The organism is Streptomyces sp. NPDC087428 (genome assembly GCF_044744085.1).
GTDB lineage: Bacteria > Actinomycetota > Actinomycetes > Streptomycetales > Streptomycetaceae > Streptomyces.
Map to the genome: position 1 here is coordinate 184,657 of NZ_JBIUXR010000008.1, position 19,866 is coordinate 204,522.

At 71.7% G+C, this 19,866-nt stretch carries 16 protein-coding genes and 1 pseudogene; 9 read left to right on the forward strand and 8 right to left on the reverse strand.

Annotated features, from left to right (window positions below):
* Nucleotides 1–5 precede the first annotated feature (5 nt).
* Nucleotides 6–1,042: pseudogene (locus ACIO3R_RS18720) on the forward strand (LLM class flavin-dependent oxidoreductase).
* Nucleotides 1,039–4,863 carry an ABC transporter ATP-binding protein gene (locus ACIO3R_RS18725; RefSeq protein WP_402106841.1) on the forward strand — a complete coding sequence of 1,275 codons (3,825 nt, stop codon included), beginning with the start codon at nucleotides 1,039–1,041 and terminating at the stop codon, nucleotides 4,861–4,863. The pseudogene ACIO3R_RS18720 and the gene ACIO3R_RS18725 overlap by 4 nt, the downstream one beginning before the upstream one ends.
* Before the next feature lie 48 nt (nucleotides 4,864–4,911).
* Here ACIO3R_RS18725 and ACIO3R_RS18730 read toward each other — a convergent pair whose 3' ends face one another.
* The 3 genes from ACIO3R_RS18730 to ACIO3R_RS18740 all read right to left on the reverse strand — a co-directional run bounded on the left by ACIO3R_RS18730 (nucleotide 4,912) and on the right by ACIO3R_RS18740 (nucleotide 6,798).
* Nucleotides 4,912–5,280, reverse strand: a complete 369-nt coding sequence (locus ACIO3R_RS18730; RefSeq protein WP_402106844.1) for a nuclear transport factor 2 family protein — start codon at nucleotides 5,278–5,280, stop codon at nucleotides 4,912–4,914.
* 139 nt (nucleotides 5,281–5,419) lie between these two features.
* Nucleotides 5,420–6,262: an alpha/beta fold hydrolase gene (locus ACIO3R_RS18735; RefSeq protein WP_402106848.1), complete on the reverse strand. Its 843-nt coding sequence runs from the start codon at nucleotides 6,260–6,262 to the stop codon at nucleotides 5,420–5,422.
* A gap of 83 nt (nucleotides 6,263–6,345) precedes the next feature.
* Entirely contained in the window at nucleotides 6,346–6,798 is a 453-nt protein-coding gene (locus tag ACIO3R_RS18740) for a DUF5709 domain-containing protein (protein ID WP_402107151.1), read from the reverse strand.
* Between the two features lie 272 nt (nucleotides 6,799–7,070).
* Between ACIO3R_RS18740 and ACIO3R_RS18745 the strand changes: the two genes are divergently transcribed.
* On the forward strand, nucleotides 7,071–7,301 hold the full coding sequence (locus tag ACIO3R_RS18745) for a DUF6296 family protein (protein WP_385353999.1): 231 nt from the start codon (nucleotides 7,071–7,073) through the stop codon (nucleotides 7,299–7,301).
* Between the two features lie 280 nt (nucleotides 7,302–7,581).
* Nucleotides 7,582–8,166, forward strand: a complete 585-nt coding sequence (locus ACIO3R_RS18750) for a TerD family protein (RefSeq protein ID WP_385039079.1) — start codon at nucleotides 7,582–7,584, stop codon at nucleotides 8,164–8,166.
* 63 nt (nucleotides 8,167–8,229) lie between these two features.
* On the opposite strand, the gene ACIO3R_RS18755 is transcribed toward ACIO3R_RS18750, so the two are convergent.
* Nucleotides 8,230–9,111: a DMT family transporter gene (locus tag ACIO3R_RS18755; protein ID WP_385039082.1), complete on the reverse strand. Its 882-nt coding sequence runs from the start codon at nucleotides 9,109–9,111 to the stop codon at nucleotides 8,230–8,232.
* 123 nt (nucleotides 9,112–9,234) lie between these two features.
* Here ACIO3R_RS18755 and ACIO3R_RS18760 point away from each other — a divergent pair, with 123 nt between their 5' ends.
* Complete coding sequence (locus ACIO3R_RS18760) at nucleotides 9,235–10,389, forward strand: winged helix DNA-binding domain-containing protein (RefSeq protein WP_402106852.1); 1,155 nt, start codon at nucleotides 9,235–9,237, stop codon at nucleotides 10,387–10,389.
* Between the two features lie 54 nt (nucleotides 10,390–10,443).
* Here ACIO3R_RS18760 and ACIO3R_RS18765 read toward each other — a convergent pair whose 3' ends face one another.
* Complete coding sequence (locus tag ACIO3R_RS18765) at nucleotides 10,444–11,286, reverse strand: helix-turn-helix transcriptional regulator (protein WP_363020878.1); 843 nt, start codon at nucleotides 11,284–11,286, stop codon at nucleotides 10,444–10,446.
* A gap of 129 nt (nucleotides 11,287–11,415) precedes the next feature.
* Here ACIO3R_RS18765 and ACIO3R_RS18770 point away from each other — a divergent pair, with 129 nt between their 5' ends.
* Together ACIO3R_RS18770 and ACIO3R_RS18775 are read left to right on the forward strand one after the other, a co-directional pair.
* Complete coding sequence (locus ACIO3R_RS18770; RefSeq protein ID WP_402106855.1) at nucleotides 11,416–13,092, forward strand: AMP-binding protein; 1,677 nt, start codon at nucleotides 11,416–11,418, stop codon at nucleotides 13,090–13,092.
* Nucleotides 13,089–14,696, forward strand: coding sequence for an AMP-binding protein (locus ACIO3R_RS18775; protein ID WP_402106856.1), 1,608 nt, complete (start codon nucleotides 13,089–13,091; stop codon nucleotides 14,694–14,696). The genes ACIO3R_RS18770 and ACIO3R_RS18775 overlap by 4 nt, the downstream gene beginning before the upstream one ends.
* A 39-nt stretch (nucleotides 14,697–14,735) precedes the next feature.
* On the opposite strand, the gene ACIO3R_RS18780 is transcribed toward ACIO3R_RS18775, so the two are convergent.
* The 3 genes from ACIO3R_RS18780 to ACIO3R_RS18790 form a co-directional block, all read right to left on the reverse strand.
* A complete protein-coding gene (locus ACIO3R_RS18780) occupies nucleotides 14,736–14,975 on the reverse strand; it encodes a hypothetical protein (RefSeq protein ID WP_363020875.1) in 240 nt (79 codons plus the stop codon).
* Nucleotides 14,976–15,051: 76 nt separating this feature from the next.
* Complete coding sequence (locus ACIO3R_RS18785) at nucleotides 15,052–15,588, reverse strand: GNAT family N-acetyltransferase (protein WP_385039094.1); 537 nt, start codon at nucleotides 15,586–15,588, stop codon at nucleotides 15,052–15,054.
* 47 nt (nucleotides 15,589–15,635) lie between these two features.
* A complete protein-coding gene (locus ACIO3R_RS18790; protein WP_385039097.1) occupies nucleotides 15,636–16,358 on the reverse strand; it encodes a hypothetical protein in 723 nt (240 codons plus the stop codon).
* Nucleotides 16,359–16,651: 293 nt separating this feature from the next.
* On the opposite strand from ACIO3R_RS18790, the gene gcl reads away from it, so the two are divergent.
* Nucleotides 16,652–18,427 (forward strand): glyoxylate carboligase, encoded by a 1,776-nt coding sequence (gene gcl, locus ACIO3R_RS18795; protein WP_402106860.1) that lies wholly within the window; start codon nucleotides 16,652–16,654, stop codon nucleotides 18,425–18,427.
* Nucleotides 18,428–18,579: 152 nt separating this feature from the next.
* Nucleotides 18,580–19,854, forward strand: a complete 1,275-nt coding sequence (locus tag ACIO3R_RS18800) for a DUF1266 domain-containing protein (protein ID WP_402106863.1) — start codon at nucleotides 18,580–18,582, stop codon at nucleotides 19,852–19,854.
* The last annotated feature ends 12 nt before the right edge of the window (nucleotides 19,855–19,866 follow it).

The following is a 19,866-nucleotide window of genomic DNA, read 5'->3' on the forward strand; positions in this document are numbered from 1 at the left end:
ATCCCATGTCCCGCACGCCTGACCGCAAGCCGCTGCACCTCAACGCCTTCCTCATGTCCACCGGCCACCACGAGGCGTCCTGGCGGCTGCCGGAGAGCCCGGCCGGGGCCAACTCCGACATCGAGCACTACAAGAACCCGGCCCGGATCGCCGAACGCGGCCGGCTGGACTCGCTGTTCCTCGCCGACAGCCCGGTCCTGATGGGCGACCCCGGCCGGCGGCCGTCCGCCGAACTGGAACCCACCGTCCCGCTGACCGCGCTCGCCGGGGCCACCCGCCACATCGGCCTCAACGCCACCGTGTCGACCAGCTACAACGAGCCCTGCAACCTGGCCCGCCGGTTCGCCTCGCTGGACCATGCCTCGGGCGGCCGGGACGGAAGATCGAACACAGGGGCGAGTTCTTCCGCGTCGAGGGCCCGCTGAACGTACAACGCCCCCCACAGGGGTATCTCTTGCTCGTACAGGCCGGGTCCAGCGAGGACGGCAAGGACTTCGCCGCCCGGTACGCGGAGGCGGTGTTCACCGCCCAGCAGACCCTGGAGGAAGGCATCGCGTTCCACAAGGATGTGAAGCAGCGCGCCGAGGCCATCGGCCGCAACCCCGACGGCATCAAGATCCTGCCCGGCATCGAGCCCGTCATCGGTGACACCGAGGCCGAGGCCCTCGCGCTGGACGCCGGACTGGAGCCGGCCAGGCGCCAGTACCTGACGGCGCGTCATCTCATCGGCCGGCTCGGCGGCGGTCGCGGCCACCGCACGTTCGCCGGCACGGCCGAGCAGGTCGCCGACACCATCGAGCACTGGTACGACAGCGGGGCCGCCGACGGCTCCGACATCATGCCCGCCGTCCTGCCCTCCGGCCCGGAGGCCTTCGTCGACCGGGTGGTGCCGATCCTCCAGGAGCGGGGCCTGTTCCGCACCCAGTACACCGCGAGGACCCTGCGCGGCCACTACGGACTGCCCCGGCCCGCCAACCGGCTGTTCGAGAGCGTCGACAGCGGTGAGGGCCACTTCGGCATCGCTCTGGCGGAGGCCCGGTGACGGACTGTCCGAACCCGGAAACCGGTACGCCCGCACAGCAGTCGCCCGGATGGGCCCGGCGCCTGCTGGGCTACTGCCTGCTCCACCGCACCGATCTGCTCCTCGCCTTCGGCGCCGCCGTGGTCGGCGCCGTCGCCACCGCCACCCTGCCGCTCGTGCTGCGGCACGTGGTGGACGGGGTGGCGGCCGGCACCACCGCCTCGCTCGCCCCCTGGACCGTCCTGCTCGCCACGCTCGGCGCGGTCCGCTTCGGCGCGAGCTTCACCCGCCGCTACCGTTCGGGCCGGCTGTCCCTCGGGGTGCAGTACGACCTCCGCAACGACGCGTTCGCCGCCCTGCTCCGGCTCGGCGGCGCCCAGCAGGACGATCTGCGCACCGGACAGGTGGTCAGCCGGTCCATCTCCGACATCACCCTCATCCAGACGCTGCTGCAGTTCCTGCCGAACCTCACCGGCAACGCGCTGATGTTCCTCTTCTCGCTGGTCTTCATGGCGGTGCTGTCACCCCTGCTGACCGTCGTGGCCCTGGTCGTCGGCCCGCTGCTCTGGCTGATCGCGCTGCGCAGCCGCCGCGACCTCTTCCCCGCCAACTGGCATGCCCAGCAGGAGGCCGCAGAGGTCGCCTCCACCGTCGAGGCGACCGTCACCGGCGTCCGGGTGGTGAAGGGCTTCGGCCAGGAGCAGCGCGAACTCGCCGGTCTCGAACAGCGCGTTCGCCGGCTCTTCGCTTCCCGGCTGCGGGTCGTACGGTTCACCAGCCGCTACAACCCGGCGCTCCAGGCGGTCCCCGCGCTCGGCCAGGTCGCCGTGCTCGCCCTGGGCGGCTGGATGGCCCTGCACGGCCGGATCTCGCTCGGGACCTTTCTCGCCTTCACCACCTACCTCGGCTCCTTCGTCACCCCGGTACGCCAGGTGGCGACGCTGCTCACCGTCTGGCAGCAGGCACGGACCGGTGCGGAACGGGTCCTGGAGGTCGTCGACGAGGCCCCGGTGATCACCGACGCACCGGGGGCCCGCGAACTCCCGGACGAACCGCCCGCCATCGCCTGGGAGCACGTCACCTTCGGCCACGGGGACGGCGAACCGCTCCTTGACGACTTCACCCTGGACATCCGCCCCGGCGAGACCCTCGCCCTGATCGGCCCGGCCGGCTCCGGGAAATCCACCGCCGCCGCCCTGCTGCCCCGGTTCTACGACGTGCCGTCCGGATCGGTACGGGTGGGCGGCAGCGACGTCCGCGACCTCACCCTGAACTCCCTGCGTTCCGGCATCGGTTACGTCTTCGAGGAGAGCCTGCTGCTGTCGGACACGGTGCGTGCCAACATCGCCTACGGGGTGCCGGACGCCACCGACGAGCGGATCCGCGCCGCGGCCCGGATCGCCCGCGCCGACGAGTTCATCGAACGCCTTCCACAGGGGTACGACACCGTGGTCGGAGAGCAGGGCCTCACGCTCTCCGGCGGCCAGCGCCAGCGGATGGCCCTGGCCCGCGCCCTGATCGGCGACCCGGCCGTGCTCGTCCTGGACGACGCCACGTCGGCCATCGACGCCCGGGTGGAGGCGGAGATCCACCACCGGCTGCGGGAGGACGACCGCCGCCGCACCACCTTGATCATCGCCCACCGCAGATCGACGCTGGAACTCGCCGACCGGGTCGCGATCCTGGACGGCGGCCGGATCACGGACACCGGGACACCGGACGAACTCCGCGACAGATCAGCCCTGTTCCGGCAGCTCCTCTCATCCGACGCGGACGCCACCGCTGCCGCCACCGTTCCCGCCCCCGGCGCACCGCCCGGCTGCCCCACCCCGCACCTCTGGCTCCGCCCCGAGGGGACGGACGGCGAACAGCGGGAGGGCACCTCTGTCCGGGCCGCCCAGGCACTTGCCGTGGCGGCGTCCGGGCCCGGACGCGCGGGCCCCGGTGCCGGGGTGCTCGGCTCCGCCCCGCCGAGCCCCGAACTCATCGCCGCCTTGTCCAGGCTCCCGCTGTCCGCGGCGGACCCCGAGGTGTCCACCCGGCAGGCGACCGCCGCCGAGGCGGACTTCGGCCTCGCGGCCCTGCTGAGACCCTTCCGGCTGCCGCTGCTCCTCGGCCTGCTGCTCGTCGCCCTGGACGCCGCCGCCCAGATCACCGTGCCGGTCCTGGTCCGGCAGGGAGTGGACCACGGGGTGGCCCACCGTTCCGGGGCCGTCCTGATGACCGCCGCAGCGGCCGCGGGCATCGTGGTGGCCGCCAACTGGCTGATCGGCGTGGCCCAGGTCCGTACCACCGGACGCACCGGCGAACGCCTCCTCTACACCCTGCGCGTGAAGACCTTCGCGCAGCTCCAGCGCCTCGGCCTCGACTACTACGAGCGTGAACTCGGCGGCCGAATCATGACCCGGATGACCACCGACGTCGACGCCCTGTCGAACTTCCTCCAGACCGGCCTGATCACCGCCGTGGTGAGCCTGCTGACGGTCCTCGGCGTCTTGGCCAGCCTGCTGGTGATCGACGCCGAGCTGGCACTGGTGCTGCTCGCCTCGCTGCCGCTGCTGATCGTGGCCACCGCCGTCTTCCGTCACTTCTCCGTGCCCGCGTACCGCGAGGCCCGGGAGCGGATCAGCGCCGTCAACGCCTGCCTCCAGGAGAACGTCACCGCGATCCGGGTCACCCAGGCCTTCCGCCGCGAGGAACGAAACGCCGCCGGCTTCGCCGTACTCGCCTGGTCCTTCCGGGACTCCAGGCTGCGCGCCCAGCGCTACATGGGCACGTTCTTCCCGTTCGTCGAGTTCCTCGGCACGCTCTCCTCGGCGGCCGTGCTCACGGTCGGCGCCGGACAGGTCCGCTCGGGGGAGCTGAGCGCGGGGACGCTCATCGCGTTCCTGCTCTACGTCGAGCTGTTCTTCTCCCCGATCCAGCAGCTCTCCCAGGTCTTCGACGGGTATCAGCAGGCCGTCGTCGGTCTCGGCAGGCTGCGCGCACTGATGCGCACCCCCGCCGGCACCCCGCCCGCGAAGGACGCCCGGCCGGTCCGCGCACTGCGCGGCGAGATCGAGTTCGACTCGGTCTCCTTCGGCTACGCGGGCGGTGGCGGGCAGGAGGTCCTGCACGGGGTCTCCCTGCGCATCGCGCCCGGAGAGACCGTCGCCCTGGTCGGTGCGACCGGGGCCGGCAAGTCGACGGTTGTGAAGCTCCTCGCCCGGTTCTACGACCCCTCCGCCGGCACGGTCCGGGTGGACGGGCACGATCTGCGCGCGCTCGATCTCCCCGGCTTCCGCCGCAGACTCGGGGTGGTCCCGCAGGAGGCCCATCTGTTCAGCGGCACCGTCCGTGACGCCATCGCCTACGGGCGCCCCGACGCCACCGACGCCGAGGTCGAGCAGGCGGCCCGCGCGGTCGGCGCGCACGACATGGTGGCCGGACTGCGGCTCGGCTACCTCCAGCAGGTGGGGGAGCGCGGCCGGAACCTCTCCGCCGGACAGCGCCAGCTCCTGGCCCTGGCCCGCGCCGAACTCGTCGACCCCGACGTCCTGTTGCTCGACGAGGCCACCGCCTCACTGGACCTGGCCACCGAACGATGGGTGGCCGCGGCGACGGAGGTGCTGTCCCGTCGCCGTACCACCGTCGTCGTCGCCCACCGGCTGACCACGGCGGTCCGGGCCGACCGGGTGGTGGTGCTCGACGCGGGAGCCGTCGTCGAGACCGGCACCCACACCGAACTGCTCGCCGCCCACGGCCCCTACCGGCGGCTGTGGGACGCCTTCCGGGAGAACGGCCCGGCGGCGCCGGTCGACCACCTGAACGCCATGGCACGCGTCGAGGGGAACGCGGGATGACGGAGACCGTGCGTCCGCCGGCCGGGTCGGCGCCCCCGGTGCCGGGAGTCAGGCGCCCGGTACCCGGTCCAGGAATCCGCTCACCGAGCTGATCCGCCCGTCGTCGGCGAGCGTGACCACGTCCGAACCGGCGACGGGCGCCGAGCCGTCCGCCGCGGCGACCAGCTCCCAGCTGAAGCGGACGAGGGCGTGGTGCCCGTCGACGGCCCCGGTCCGACGGAAGGCGAAGCCGGGGAACTGCTGCTGGGCGCCGCTGATGGCGGCCGCCAGCTCGTCGTGTCCCCGTACAGCGGCCAGTGGATCGGTGTAGGTGGCGTCCTCGGTGAACGCCGCGGCGACGGCCTTCTCCAGCTCCTCGGGGGTGGTGGCGTTCCAGGCGGCGAAGTAGCGCTGGACGGCGTCGTCGTAGGCGGTCATCGTGGGGTCCTCTCGTCGGTCCCGGCGGGTGCGCCGGGCGGGTTGTGCTCGTGAGGAACACGATGTCCGACCTCGCGGAACCGGTCGATTACCTCCGGAGTAAGCGCGGGCCGGGCGAGCGGCGAGGGCACCGGACCGGTCAGCGCCGGTGTTCGTCCAGGAAGCCCATCAGCGCGGTGTTGAGCTCCTCGGCATGGGTCCAGCCGATGTTGTGCGGACCGCCCGGGATCTCCACGAGGCGGCTGTCGTGGATGAGGTCCGGCAGCCGCCGCCCGGTGGAGTCGATGGGCAGGATGCGGTCCTCGTCGCCCTGCACGACGAGCGTGGGTACGTCGTTCTTCGGCAGGTCGTCGCGGAAGTCCGTCAGCCAGGTCGGCACGCACGCCAGCGTGGCGTGGGCCGAGGCGTCCGCCGCCACGTTCCACTGCATCCGCAGGGCCTGTTCGCTGATCCGGGTGCCCCCGAGCTTGTCGGTGTTGTTGAAGGCGTCGAGGAACTCCGTCAGATAGGCGGGCCGGTCCGCGACGGCGGCGCTCATGATGCCGTCGAAGACGCTCTGGTCGACGCCTGCGGGGTTGTCGTCCGTCTTCAGCAGGAAGGGCGGCACGGGCGCCACCAGGACGGCCAGGCCGACCCGGCGCGAGCCGTGGTTGCCGAGGTAGCGGGTGACCTCGCCGGTACCCATGGAGAACCCGGTCAGCACCGCGTCCTGGAGGTCGAGCGTCTCCAACACGGTGTTCAGGTCCTCGGCGAACGTGTCGTAGTCGTACCCGGTGACGGGCCTGCTCGACCGGCCGAAACCGCGCCGGTCGTAGGTGATGACTCGGTACCCGGCGCCGAGCAGGACCGGGAGCTGCTTCTCCCACGACGCGCCGCTCAGCGGGAACCCGTGGATCAGGACGACCGGCCTGCCCGCGCCGTGGTCCTCGTAGTACAGCTCGATGGCGGCGGAGTTCTCCCGGCCGACGGTGATGTACGGCATGTTGACTCTCCTTCGGTACGACACTGCCGCTGCGGACGGGCGGAGCGGCGGGGGAGCGGCGGGTTCCCGGGCCTCGGCCGTCGTCACACCCGGCCGTCCGGGACGACATGCATGGCGGCCTCCTCGGCCGATGCAGCCGCCCCGTCGATCCCGACGTCCTCGCCCGCCGTGGTGTCCGGGTCGTTCCGGTCCAGCTCCCTGGTGAGGCGTCCGGCGCGTACGGTTCCGACCTCGTCGTCCCAGGGCTCGCCGTCCCCGTCCGGAAGGTCACCCATGCCGTCACCGGGCTCGTCGCCGATCTCGGGCAGCTCCCGGGCCAGCCGGCCCGCCAGGGCCTCGCCGCTGTGCTGCTCGGACGCGGTGGTTCCCCGGTCCTCCACGGCCCACGGCCGCTCGGGCGGGGAGTACCCCTGGTCGAGGACGTCGGGGACGTCGTGGTGGTCCAGGGTCTCTTCCGCGTCGAGCAGATCGGCGGGGTCGGAGGCCTCCGGCTGCTGGGGCTGGTAGACCTCGTCGCCCTGGTCGGCATCCTTCATGATGAGTCCCTTCCCGATGTCGGGGATCCCGGTCATGCCCACCGTACGACGCGGGAGAAGGGGGCACAGCAGCCCAATCGCCTTCGGATTTCGCGTACCTCCTCAGGATAGGGGGCCCCGTGCCCGGCCCGCAGCCGTGCGGCCGCGAGTGGGCGGTGACGGCCGGAGTGAGGGACGATGGAAGGTGTGGGCCGAGCGCCCCAGCAGCGCGGGACCGGCGCGGAGAGCCGTGTGGAGAGGCCGTCCGCAGACGCAGCCACGGAGAGGCCGTCATGGATTACCCGGAGAGCTACCAGCTGGTGTTTCAGTCGTCCGCGGTCGAGGACGACACGGTGACCGTCCGGCGGACCGCACAGTCCGGGGCCGGCGGATACCCGGTCTACGAGGACGAGACCGGGATCGTCCGGGCGGAGATCAGTGAGCGCTCGGAGGTGCGGATGCTCGCCAGCGGCGGGCACCAGCGCCTCGGGACGCCCCTGGTGGTGCGTACACCGGCCGAATGAGCCGGAGCCGGCCCGCACGTCACCGCGGAGGCCGGCCCGGCGAGCGGATCCTGCCCGCTCCGGGGCGCACAGCGCCCCGGAGCGGGCAGGCGTGCGCCCGGGGAGTCATGGACACCGTTGACCCGTATCACGTGCCCATGTCCGATGACATCGTGCCGACGCAGGACAATCCGTTCCGAGGCGTCAAACACTTGGTCGAAATTTTGCCCCTGGTGGGCTGCGCGCGGGAGACACCAGGCACACTCAAGCTGTAGGAATCTCGCCACGAAGAGGATCACGCATGATCACGTTGAAGAAGGAAGACGGCCCCGCGGATCTGGACGGGGTGACCCACCTGTCCATCGGGGCGTCCTGGGATCCCACTGTCGGCAGCAGTGGCGGGCTGATGGGGAAGATCCGTCAGAAGAAGGGCACGGACCTCGACCTCATCGCCATCGCGATGCAGGGCGCGGAGCCGGTGCGGCTGGCCGGGCTCGACTCGCTGGACCCGCTGGGCAACGGCTCGCTGGCGCACAGCGGCGACAACCAGACCGGGCGTGGTGACGGCGACGACGAGACCGTGACCGTCGACTTCGCCAGGGTGCCGTCCAACATCACGTCCATCGTCTTCATCGCGGCGGCGTACAAGAAGCACAGCTCCTTCCAGAACGCGCGCAACATCAGCTTCAAGGTGTACGACGCGACGGGCGGCTCCACCCAGCAGGTCGCCGACATCTGGCCGAGCCTGCTCAGCAACGACAACGGCTGCGCCGTGGCCAAGGCGTTCCGCGTCGGCGGGAGCTGGAAGCTTGAGGTGATCAACGAGACCGGGAAGATCAAGCAGGGCGACGAGCAGGCCCTGATGCGCTTCGCCGTGAGCAAGTAGCCGGCAGACAGCCGGGGCGTGTTCCTGGAACACGGGGTCCCCGTTCCGCAACCGCGGTGGTGTTCAGTTCACCCGGCGCGCGCGGGACGGGGGCGTCGCGTTTCCGGAGGCCAGCGGTGACCGGGCCAGTTCGACGCAGCCCGCGGTGATCAGGCCCAGGGCCAGCAGCTCGGGGAACAGCCACCAGCCGGTGCGCAGCTCCTCGCCGAACAGGGTGACCCCGTACAGGACGCTGATGAGGGCGTCGCCCAGGGTCAGGCACGGCTGGACCGCGACCAGGGTGCCCGCCTGGAGGGCGTTCTGGAGGAGGAACAGCGCGCCGACGCCCGCCGCGGCGGTGGCGTACAGCTGCCAGGACTCGAAGAGCACCACCACCCCGTCGCCGTCGCTGAGCCGCGCCATGGCGTCCTTCATGAGGGCGGCGGTGAGCGCGTATCCGCAGGCGGCGGCCAGTCCGAGCAGGGCGGCCCGGGGGTTGCCGCGGGTGACCCGTGACCCGGCGATCAGGGCCGCCTCGAAGAGACCGGTCAGGATCAGCGCCGGAACCCACGCCGCCCCGTGCACCGAGGTGCTCCCGCCGCCCGGAGCGGCCGACGCCATGCCGAGAGCCAGACCGGCCGTCACGGCGGCCGCCCCGAACCAAACGGGCCGGGGCACCCGCACCCGCATCACGAACCCCGCCAGCAGCAGGGTCGCCGGCAGCTCGATCACGAAGATCGGCTGGACCACCGCGATCGGCCCGGTGGCCAGCGCCACGGCCTGGCAGACGGCCGCGACGATCACCAGCGAGATCCCCGCGAGCCACACCTTCTGGCGCAGCAGATGGCCGATCAGCGACACATGCATCGCCTCCCGGTCCGGGACGTTCATGGCGGCTCGGCGCTGGAGAACGGAGGCGGACCCGTTGCTGAGCGCGGTCAGGACGGCGAAGAGGACACTGATCACCGGTCCATGATGCGGGCGGAAGGCGCCGAGATCCGGGTACCGCGCCCAACGGCACGGCGGAGTACGAAGAGCCGCGCGCACCAGGACGGCAAACAGGCCCGACGGCCGCGTACCGTGCCGCCCATGGCCGTGCAGAAGAAGACCTCCGCCTCCGCCCCCGCGGTGCTCTCGCCACGGGCACTGGGGCGCGCGACCCTGGAACGCCAACTGCTGCTCCGCCGCGCCCCGATGACGGCCGCGGAGGCGATCCGGCACCTCGTCGGCCTCCAGGCGCAGAACACCCGGCCGCCGTACTTCCAGCTCCTGGCCCGCATCGAGGGCTTCGACCCGGCCGAGCTCGCCGCCCTGATGGAGTCGCGCGAGGCCGTCCGCATCGTCACCCTGCGCTCCACCATCCACACCCACACCGCCGACGACGCGCTCACCCTGCGCCCCCTCGTCCAGGAGGCCCGCGACCGGGAGCTGAGGATCTTCCGGAAGCGGCTCGTGGGCGTGGACCTGGACCGGCTCCGCGACATCAGCCGGGAGTACGTCGAGGAGGCACCCCGCACCCCGAAGGAGATCCGCGAGAGGCTGCTCACCGAGTGGCCCGACGCGGACCCGCAGGCCCTGAGCACGGCGGCCCGCTGTGTGCTGCCGCTGGTCCAGGTGACCCCGCGCGGGGTGTGGGGGAAGAGCGGCCGGGTGGCGCTGACCACCGTCGAGCACTGGCTCGCCAGGCCCTCCGGGCCGGTGCCCGCGCCCGACGCCACGGTGCTGCGCTACCTCTGCGCCTTCGGTCCGGCGTCGGTGCGGGACATGCAGACATGGGCCGGTCTGACCCGGCTGGGGGAGGTCTTCGACCGGCTCCGTCCGCGGCTCGTCACCTTCCGGGACGAGAACGGCGTCGAGCTCTTCGACCTGCCCGACGCCCCGCGCCCCGACGAGGACACCCCCGCCCCGCCGCGCTTCCTGCCCGAGTTCGACAACGTGCTGCTCGGCCACGCGGACCGCACCCGCGTCATCCCGCCACGCTTCAAGGGGCGCAACGGGGTGGGAAACCAGAGCTACGGAAGCGTCCTGGCCGACGGCTTCCTCGCGGCCCTCTGGCGGCTGGACACCGGACGGGGCGGCGCACCGGCCACCGTCACCGTGCAGGAGCTGCGACGCCTCGACGCGGCCGGGCGCGACGCCGTCACGAAGGAGGCCGTCGCCCTGCTCACCGTGATGACGGAAGCGACCAGGGACGGCAGCGGGTACGACATCAGGTTCGCCTCGTTCGTCGACTTCGACGGGTGACGGCGTGACCGTGTGAACGGGGACGGGAGCCTTGTTCCGGCCCCGCCGCCGCGGCTACGGCAGCAGCCCCGCCCGCCGGGCCGCGACGACCGCCTCCAGCCGGGTGTGCGCGCCGAGCTTCCGCATCGCGGAGCGCAGATAGCCCTTCACCGTCTCCGGGCGCAGCCCGAGCCGGTCCGCCGCCACCGCGTTCGTCGCGCCCGCCGCGACACAGGACAGGACGTCGAGCTCGCGCGGCGCCAACTGCACCTCCCGGGACCCCGGCACCCGGGTTCCGGCCGCGGAGGCGAGCCGCCCGCACACCGCGAGCAGCTCGTCGCGCAGCGCCGGATCGAGGACCTTGGGCACCAGGGCGCGCAGTTCCCGGTGCGCCTCCCGGACGCCCTCCCACGCCTCCGGGGCGGCCCTCGGGTCGGTCACCTCCTCGCGGGTCACGGCCAGCAGCAGCTGCACCTCGTCCCGTACGGCGAGCGCCTGCTCCACGTCGCGGGCCGCCGCCACCGCCGCGTCGAACGTCCGGTCCCCGAGCGTGAGGGGCTCGCGCAGCGCCCCGTACAGGACGCCCCGCACCTTGCGGCGTACGACGACGGGTACCGCGACCACCGAGCGCAGGCCCTCCGCGGCCACGGCCGTGTCGTACTCGTGGCTGATGTGGCGCGAGGAGTGGTAGTCGGTCACCGCGCACGGCCGGGACAGGGCGATCGCCTTGCCGCCCAGTCCGCTGCCGGCCGAGATCACCAGCCCGCGCAGCGCCGCGGTGTGCGCCCCGTTCAGCTCGGCGATCCTGGCATGGCGGGTGTCGGAGAGCAGCCCCCCGAACGCCACGGGCAGCCCGCTCGTCCGGCGCAGCCGCAGCAGCGCGGCCTGCATCTCCACCGCATCGACGGATTCCGGCACGATGACGCCTCTCTCCCCGGCCCCAGAGGTTCAGCCGACTGAGCGGCACCCCCGTTCGGGGGTGGTGAGACCTGGGTCACTGTTTACATCATGTTAAGAGACCGGTCCGGTCCGCAATGAGGAGGGCACATGTCGGCAACCAGTGCGACGGAGACGTTCCGGGCCGCCCGGGACTTCCTGTTGGAGCACCGCGAGGACTACAACGCGGCCTACGAGGGCTTCCGCTGGCCCCGGAGCGCCCATTTCAACTGGGCCCTGGACTGGTTCGACGTCATCGCCAGGAACAACGACCGCACCGCCCTGCACATCGTGGAGGAGGACGGCGGGCGCACCGAGACGTCCTTCGCCAGGATGTCCGCCCGCTCCAACCAGGCCGCGAACTGGCTGCGCGCCCAGGGCGTACGGGAGGGCGACCGCATCCTCGTCATGCTCGGCAACCAGGTGGAGCTGTGGGAGACCGCCCTCGCCGCGATGAAGCTGCGCGCCGTCGTCATCCCCGCGACCCCGTTGCTGGGCCCGGCCGACCTGCGCGACCGGGTGGAGCGCGGCCGGGTCCGCCATGTGCTGGTCAGGGACGCCGACACCGGCAAGTTCGCCGAGGTGCCCGGCCGCTACACCCGGATCGCCGTCGGCGCGGACACCGAGGGCTGGCTCTCCTACAGCGGGGCCGACGAGCAGCCGGAGACCTTCACCGCGGACCGGGAGACCGACGCCGACGAACCGCTGATGCTCTACTTCACCTCGGGCACCACCGCCAGCCCCAAGCTGGTCGAGCACACCCATGTCTCCTACCCCGTGGGCCACTTGTCGACGATGTACTGGATCGGGCTGAAGCCCGGCGACGTGCACCTCAACATCTCCTCGCCCGGCTGGGCGAAGCACGCCTGGTCCAACCTCTTCGCCCCGTGGAGCGCCGAGGCGACCGTCTTCATCTTCAACTACACCCGCTTCGACGCGGGCCGGCTGATGGCCGAGATGGACCGCTCGGAGATCACCAGCTTCTGCGCCCCGCCCACCGTCTGGCGGATGCTCATCCAGGCCGACCTCTCCCAGCTGAAGACCCCGCCGCGTGAGGTCGTCGCGGCCGGCGAACCGCTCAACCCCGAGGTCATCGAGACGGTCCGGCGCGCGTGGGGCGTCACCATCCGTGACGGCTTCGGCCAGACGGAGACGGCCGTCCAGGTCGCCAACACCCCCGGCCAGACGCTGAAGGCCGGCTCGATGGGCCGCCCGAGCCCCGGCTTCAAGGTGGTGCTCCTGGACCCGGTCAGCGGGGAGCCCGGCGCCGGCGAGGGCGAGATCTCCCTCGATCTGTCGACCCAGCCGGTCGGCCTGATGACCGGCTACCACGGCGACCCGGACCGCACCGCGGAGGCCATGGCCGGCGGCTACTACCGCACCGGGGACATCGGCTCCCGCGACGAGGACGGCTACATCACCTACGTGGGCCGCGCGGACGACGTCTTCAAGGCCTCCGACTACAAGATCTCCCCGTTCGAGCTGGAGAGCGCCCTGCTGGAGCACGAGGCCGTCGCGGAGGCCGCGGTCGTACCGGCCCCCGACCCGGTACGGCTCGCCGTCCCGAAGGCGTACGTCGTGCTGGCCGAGGGCTGGGAGCCCGGACCCGACACGGCCAAGGTGCTCTTCGCCCACTCCCGCGCGGTCCTCGCCCCGTACAAGCGGATCCGGCGGCTGGAGTTCGCCGAGCTGCCCAAGACCGTCTCCGGCAAGATCCGCCGGATCGAGCTGCGTGAGGCCACGGCCCGGGGCACCGGCGCCGAGTACGCCGAGGGAGACCTGACGTGACCGAGCTGTCCTACGCCCACGGCACCGGCACCACCGCCCTGCTCGGCGACACCATCGGACGCAGTCTCGACCGGGCGATCGACGCGTTCGGCGCGCGCGAGGCGCTGGTCGACGTGGTCTCCGGGCGACGCTGGACGTACACGGAGTTCGGCTCGGCCGTCGACGGCCTGGCCCGCGCGCTGATGGCGTCCGGGGTGGCCAAGGGGGACCGGGTCGGCATCTGGGCCCTCAACTGCCCCGAGTGGGTGCTCGTCCAGTACGCCACCGCCCGTATCGGCGCCGTCATGGTCAACATCAACCCCGCGTACCGGGCGCACGAGCTGGAGTACGTACTGAAGCAGGCCGGGATCACGCTCCTGGTCGCCACGCTCGCGCACCGCACCAGCGACTACCGGGCCCTGGTGGACGAGGTCCGCCCCAACTGCCCCGCGCTGCGCGCCGTGCACTACATCGGCGACCCCACCTGGGACGAGCTGCTGGCCGCCAAAGAGGCGGTGACTCCGCAACAACTCGCGGCGCGCGAGGACGGGTTGTCCTGCGACGACCCGATCAACATCCAGTACACCTCGGGCACCACGGGCTTCCCCAAGGGGGCCACCCTCTCCCACCACAACATCCTCAACAACGGCTACTTCGTGGGGGAGCTGGTCGCCTACACCGAAGCGGACCGGGTCTGTCTGCCGGTCCCCTTCTACCACTGCTTCGGCATGGTCATGGGCAACCTCGGGATCACCTCGCACGGCGCCTGCATCGTGATCCCGGCCCCCGCCTTCGAGGCCGCCGCCGTGCTGGCCGCCGTCCAGCAGGAGCGCTGCACCTCGCTGTACGGCGTCCCCACCATGTTCATCGCCGAGCTGAACCTCCCCGGCTTCGCCTCGTACGACCTCTCCTCGCTGCGGACCGGCATCATGGCCGGATCGCCCTGCCCGGTCGAGGTGATGAAGCGGGTCGTCGCCGAGATGCACATGGACGAGGTGTCCATCTGCTACGGGATGACGGAGACCTCCCCGGTCTCCACCCAGACCCGCCGTGACGACGACCTGGAGCGCCGCACCGGCACCGTCGGGCGCGTGATGCCGCACATCGAGGTCAAGGTCATCGACCCGGCGACGGGCGTGACACTGGAGCGCGGCGCCTCGGGTGAACTCTGCACCCGGGGCTACAGCGTGATGCTCGGTTACTGGGAGCAGCCCGAGCGGACCGCCGAAGTGATCGACGCGGGGCGCTGGATGCACACCGGGGACCTCGCGGTGATGCGCGAGGACGGGTACGTGCAGATCGTCGGCCGGATCAAGGACATGATCATCCGCGGTGGTGAGAACGTGTATCCGCGCGAGATCGAGGAGTTCCTCTACAGCCACCCCAAGATCGCGGATGTGCAGGTCGTGGGGGTGCCGGACGAGCGGTACGGCGAGGAGATCCTGGCCTGCGTCATTCCCGGGGACCCGGCGGACCCGCCGACCCTGGAGGAGGTGGCGGCGTTCTGCCGCGGACAGCTGGCGCATTACAAGGTGCCGCGGCTGCTGGAGATTCTCGAAACCTTCCCGATGACGGTCAGCGGGAAGGTCCGGAAGATCGAACTGCGTGAGAACTACGGCCGGTAGTGCCCCGGCGGGGTCCGTGCGAGCGGGGCCGGGGCGCTGTCAGGCGGCTTCGATGATGTCGCCCGCGGCGGCCCGGGTGGCGGCCGCCCATTCGATGAGGAGCACCTCGTACGCCGCGGACTCCACGGAGGACCAGTCCTGTCCGGCGCGTGCGTCCACAAGCGCGCGGATCGCCTCGTTCGCCTCGACAGCGGCGGGGTGGGCCGGCTGGGCGAGGTGGGCGGGCTGGGTGGCGTGCGCCGGCGCATTGGGTGGAGTGAGCCGTGGAGTTAAGACCATGCGCCCCACTGTAAGGCCCGCCACCGACAACCGACCGAACATCTGTGGCCCCTGGCTCGAACGTGACCGATAGCACTCACTGTGGCCGGTTGATTTCTGTGAGGTGCGGCACGTTCCGGCGCATACAGACCCTCGGCCACCGGTCCAGGCCGTGTTCCGCCTCCTCGGCACGGATCTTCCGCAGTCCGTCGGTGAGTTCGGACTCCGTCAGCACACGGAAGCCGAGCCGGGCGTAGTACGGCGCGTTCCACGGAACGTGGGAGAACGTGGTGAGGGTGAGCGCGGTCAGCCCCTCGGCCGCCGCCCAGCCGTCCGTATGGCCGATGAGGCCGCCGCCCAGCCCGCGCCGGGCGGCCGACGGATGGACCGAGACCTGCTCGATGTGGGCGGCGCCGTCGACCGGATCGGCGACGAGATAGCCCAGCGGCCGGTCGTCGGCGCCGACGGTCACCCAGGCGCGGCGGGCCCGGCGGTACTCGTCCAGAACGTCCAGGGACGGCGGCTCGTCGTCGGCCACGCGGGACATGCCGACGGTGCGGAAGGGCTCGCCCGCGGCACGCTCGATGTCCTGAAGCAGTGGGAGATCCGAGCGTCGGGCGGGGCGGATACGCATACCTCAGTATGGAGCGTGCCGCCCGCCGAGCGGTACGGGAACGGCGCTCAGGCGCCCGTGCTGACCAGTTCGTCCGCCGGGCCGTTCACCGGCTGCGGGCTCCCGGTGAGATCCATGACGAAGAGCGGGATGCCGAGCCCGTCCGCGCGCTCCCGGGCGTCCGGCGTGTATCCGGCGAGCGAGAAGAGCACCGCGGAGACCGAGGTGCTCAGCGCGTTGAGCCACAGGCATTCGACCTCGCGCAGCGGGGTCGCCCTGGTGGTGGAGTCGACCTGGGCGATCAGCCCGGCCGCCCGCAGGTCGATCCGGGACGCGGGGCGCTCGGCTGGCTGGAGGACATCCCGGTAGCCGAGCCACCTCAGATACAGCGCGGCGGCGCCGACCGCGTCACGAGCCGTACGGATGGTCAGCGGCCGGAACGCCGGCCTCGGGGCCGCGGCCGTACGTGGCAGCGGGATGTGCGACGGGCGCACCGGCCGCGACCCGGTCCCCGGCGGGCGGCCGGGGGACGCCACGGGGCGGACCGGGAGCCGCAGCACCGCGCCGCACGGGCAGCACAGCTCGGGCTGCGGCCACTGGTCGTGCCGCCCGCAGGCCCGACAGCGCACCGTCACCCAGTCGTCGTTCCAGGTGCGGTGGGTGATCGTCGTGACGGGGGCGCCGCGCATCAGCGGCGGGGCGGTCGGCGAGCCGCACGGGCACGGGTAGGCGGGTGTGGCGTACGTGTGGTCCCGGCGGCAGGCCGGGCACCGTACCGGCACTGACTCCACCCTGGCCTCCTTCGCCGCACGGACCGCGGGCGGCCCGGGTTCCGGGCCGACTCCGCTCCGTACCCCCATGCTCCACCAAGAGCGAGGTCCGGGGGAGGGACTTGAGCCACTTCGCGCCACCGCCTCCGCTCGGGTCCCGCACTGAGCCGCCTCCCTTGACGGCTGTCCGGGCGCACTTTAGATTTGCTTCCGTATAGCAGAATCAAGTTTCCGTAATGCGGAATTGGCGCTCTCAGGTGGCGCGACAGAGCCCGACTCCACCCAGGTCCGAGCAGGAGCACTCAATGCCTCGAATGACCGCTGCCCGAGCGGCAGTTGAGATCCTCAAGCGCGAAGGCGTCAGCAACGCGTTCGGTGTGCCGGGCGCGGCGATCAACCCCTTCTACGCGGCCCTCAAGGCCTCCGGCGGGGTTCATCACACGCTCGCCCGCCACGTCGAGGGCGCCTCCCACATGGCGGAGGGCTACACCAGGGCCCGCCCGGGGAACATCGGTGTCTGCATCGGTACGTCGGGCCCCGCCGGCACCGACATGATCACCGGCCTCTACTCCGCCATCGCCGACTCCGTCCCGATCCTGTGCATCACCGGCCAGGCCCCGACGGCGGTCCTGCACAAGGAGGACTTCCAGGCCGTCGACATCGCGTCGATCGCCAAGCCGGTCACCAAGGCGGCCACCACCGTCCTGGAGGCCGCGCAGGTCCCCGGCGTCTTCCAGCAGGCGTTCCACCTGATGCGCACCGGCCGTCCCGGCCCGGTCCTCATCGACCTGCCGATCGACGTGCAGATGACCGAGATCGAGTTCGACCCCGATCTGTACGAGCCGCTGCCGGTGCACAAGCCCGCCGCGAGCCGCAAGCAGATCGAGCGCGCGCTGGAGATGCTGAACGCGTCCGAGCGGCCGCTGCTCGTCGCGGGCGGCGGCATCATCAACGCCGACGCCTCCGAACTCCTGGTGGAGTTCGCCGAACTGACCGGCGTCCCGGTCGTCCCGACCCTGATGGGCTGGGGCATCCTCGCCGACGACCACGAGCTGAACGCCGGCATGGTCGGCCTCCAGACCTCGCACCGCTACGGCAACGCGAACTTCCTGGAGTCCGACTTCGTCCTCGGCATCGGCAACCGCTGGGCCAACCGCCACACCGGCAAGCTGGACGTCTACACGCGGGGCCGGAAGTTCGTCCACGTCGACATCGAGCCCACCCAGCTGGGCAAGATCTTCGCCCCCGACCTCGGTATCGCCTCCGACGCCGGGGCCGCGCTGGAGCTGTTCGTCGAGGTGGCGCGCGAGCTGAAGGCGGCCGGCGAACTGAAGGACCGCTCAAGGTGGGCCGCGTCCACCCAGGAGCGCAGGGCGGCCCTCCAGCGGCGCACCCACTTCGACAACGTGCCGCTGAAGCCGCAGCGGGTGTACGAGGAGATGAACCGGGCCTTCGGCCCCGAGACCCGGTACGTCACCACCATCGGCCTCTCCCAGATCGCGGGCGCGCAGATGCTGCACGTCTACCGGCCGCGCCACTGGATCAACTGCGGCCAGGCGGGGCCGCTCGGCTGGACCATCCCGGCCGCGCTGGGTGTCGCGACGGCCGACCCCGAGGCCTCCGTCGTCGCGCTCTCCGGCGACTACGACTTCCAGTTCATGCTGGAGGAGCTCGCGGTCGGCGCGCAGCACCACATCCCGTACGTGCACGTCCTGGTGAACAACTCCTACCTGGGGCTGATCCGGCAGGCGCAGCGCAATTTCGACATCGACTTCCAGGTCAACCTGGAGTTCGAGAACATCAACTCGCCGGAGCTGGGCGCCTACGGCGTGGACCACGTCAAGGTCGTCGAGGGCCTGGGCTGCAAGGCGATCCGCGTCACCGAGCCGGACCGGCTGCTGCCGGCCCTCGAGGAGGCCAAGAAGCTGGCGGCGGAGTTCCGGGTGCCGGTGGTCGTCGAGGCGATCCTGGAGCGGATCACGAACATCTCGATGAGCGGTACGGACATCGCGTCGGTCAACGAGTTCGAGGACCTGGCGACGGAGCCGGGGCACGCCCCGACGGCGATCAGGCCGTACGCGAAGGCCTGAGTTCGCCGGGCCCGCGGTCCCGTCTCGGAAGGAGCACCTACGGAGGTCCGTAGGTGCTCTTTCGGCTCGCGCCCCGCCAGGACTCGCACCTGTGGCACCCGCTTGAGGAGTTCGGCAGGGCGGCCGTGCCGAGCCCCCCTTAAGGTTTGCCCATGGGTTTGACAGCAGGTCACAACGGAGGAGCCCTGCCCGGTCCGACGGCCCCGGCGCAGGGCTGGCAGGCGCCGAGCGCGGTCGAACGGGGGCTGTACGAGGCGAAGGCGCGCGGCGACTGGCCCGCGTACTACGACCTCGTCGCCCAGGCAGACCTGTACATGATGCAGTCGCGGGAGTGGGTCGACGCGAACCCGGGCAACAACCGCTTCCACCCCTACTGGAGCCCGCAGACCCAGACCATGTGCCTGGCCGTCTACACCGGCGGCATGCTGCCACCGCCCGTCGCCGACCCCGTCCACAACTGCTATGACTTGGGCTGGTTCGCGGAGGCCTGGCGTCCAAACGACCCGCCCTACCTCGTTGTCAACCCCGGCAGCCCCTGCGAGGGCGTCCTGCCGGCCGGGCCGGAGGGCCGCGCCCTGTGGCAGCGCCACTTCGCCTCGGTGGAACGGCCGGGGCTGGCCCGGGACGCCGTCCACACCCTGGAGACGGGCGGGCCACGCACCGGCCTCGTGGCCTTCGGTCTCGCGGCCGGCGCGCACATCAACGTGCGCAACGGACACTACTGGAACTCGATGGCCTACCACGGCAGCGGCTACCGCAACGAGAAGCGCACGCTGGAACGCTGGTGGGGCGTCAGCACCCGCGAGGACTGGCAGGACACTCAGGAGCTGCTGCTGAGCGCCGGGATGGTCAGCGGCGTCTGGGAGTTCGTCCTGCGACTGCGCCGCTCCATGGCCCTGGACTTCGCGGGCCCCGTCGACGTCGACCACTGGCGCCAGGCTGCGGCGAATGTGGTGCGCCGCCGCACAGAGGCCGCCACCGAACCCCGCCTGACCGCGGACGGCGTCACCCAGGGCCGCACCGTCACCGCCGCGGAGCTGGAGGGCCAAGTGACCGGCGTGCAGCGGCTGATCGGCCGCATCGCCCGCTACGAGGCGCGGTTCCGTGCCGACGACCTGCTGCCCGAAGGGGGTTTCGTCCATAGCGTCGAGGCCTGGGACTACGGCCGGGCGTCCGGCATGGCCCGCTGGGGCCTCGCCGCGCGTCTGTGCTCCTTGCAGGAGGCGGAGGCGGCCGTGGTCGGTGCCGGCCGTCTCGTCCAGCTCAACTACCGCTCGTGGGAGAGCTTCTCGGCCGCCTACGTTCTTGGCCGCTGCCTCCACTTCGACGAAGAGGAGTTCGGCGAGTGGTACGAGACTGCCCTCGCGACCCACCGTGCCCTGACCGGGGACCCGGCCAGCCCGTGGCGCACGCTCCCCTGGACCTGAGGTGTGCGGGCG

Excerpts from the sequence above, each read along its gene's own strand:
- ACIO3R_RS18730 (WP_402106844.1), bottom strand. The coding sequence starts at position 5,280 with ATGACCGCCTACGACGACGCCGTCCAGCGCTACTTCGCCGCCTGGAAC.
- ACIO3R_RS18750 (WP_385039079.1), top strand. The coding sequence starts at position 7,582 with ATGATCACGTTGAAGAAGGAAGACGGCCCCGCGGATCTGGACGGGGTG.
- gcl (WP_402106860.1), top strand. The coding sequence starts at position 16,652 with ATGACCGCTGCCCGAGCGGCAGTTGAGATCCTCAAGCGCGAAGGCGTC.
- ACIO3R_RS18780 (WP_363020875.1), bottom strand. The coding sequence starts at position 14,975 with ATGGTCTTAACTCCACGGCTCACTCCACCCAATGCGCCGGCGCACGCC.
- ACIO3R_RS18740 (WP_402107151.1), bottom strand. The coding sequence starts at position 6,798 with ATGAAGGATGCCGACCAGGGCGACGAGGTCTACCAGCCCCAGCAGCCG.
- ACIO3R_RS18785 (WP_385039094.1), bottom strand. The coding sequence starts at position 15,588 with ATGCGTATCCGCCCCGCCCGACGCTCGGATCTCCCACTGCTTCAGGAC.
- ACIO3R_RS18800 (WP_402106863.1), top strand. The coding sequence starts at position 18,580 with ATGGGTTTGACAGCAGGTCACAACGGAGGAGCCCTGCCCGGTCCGACG.
- ACIO3R_RS18745 (WP_385353999.1), top strand. The coding sequence starts at position 7,071 with ATGGATTACCCGGAGAGCTACCAGCTGGTGTTTCAGTCGTCCGCGGTC.
- ACIO3R_RS18770 (WP_402106855.1), top strand. The coding sequence starts at position 11,416 with ATGTCGGCAACCAGTGCGACGGAGACGTTCCGGGCCGCCCGGGACTTC.
- ACIO3R_RS18735 (WP_402106848.1), bottom strand. The coding sequence starts at position 6,262 with ATGCCGTACATCACCGTCGGCCGGGAGAACTCCGCCGCCATCGAGCTG.
- ACIO3R_RS18760 (WP_402106852.1), top strand. The coding sequence starts at position 9,235 with ATGGCCGTGCAGAAGAAGACCTCCGCCTCCGCCCCCGCGGTGCTCTCG.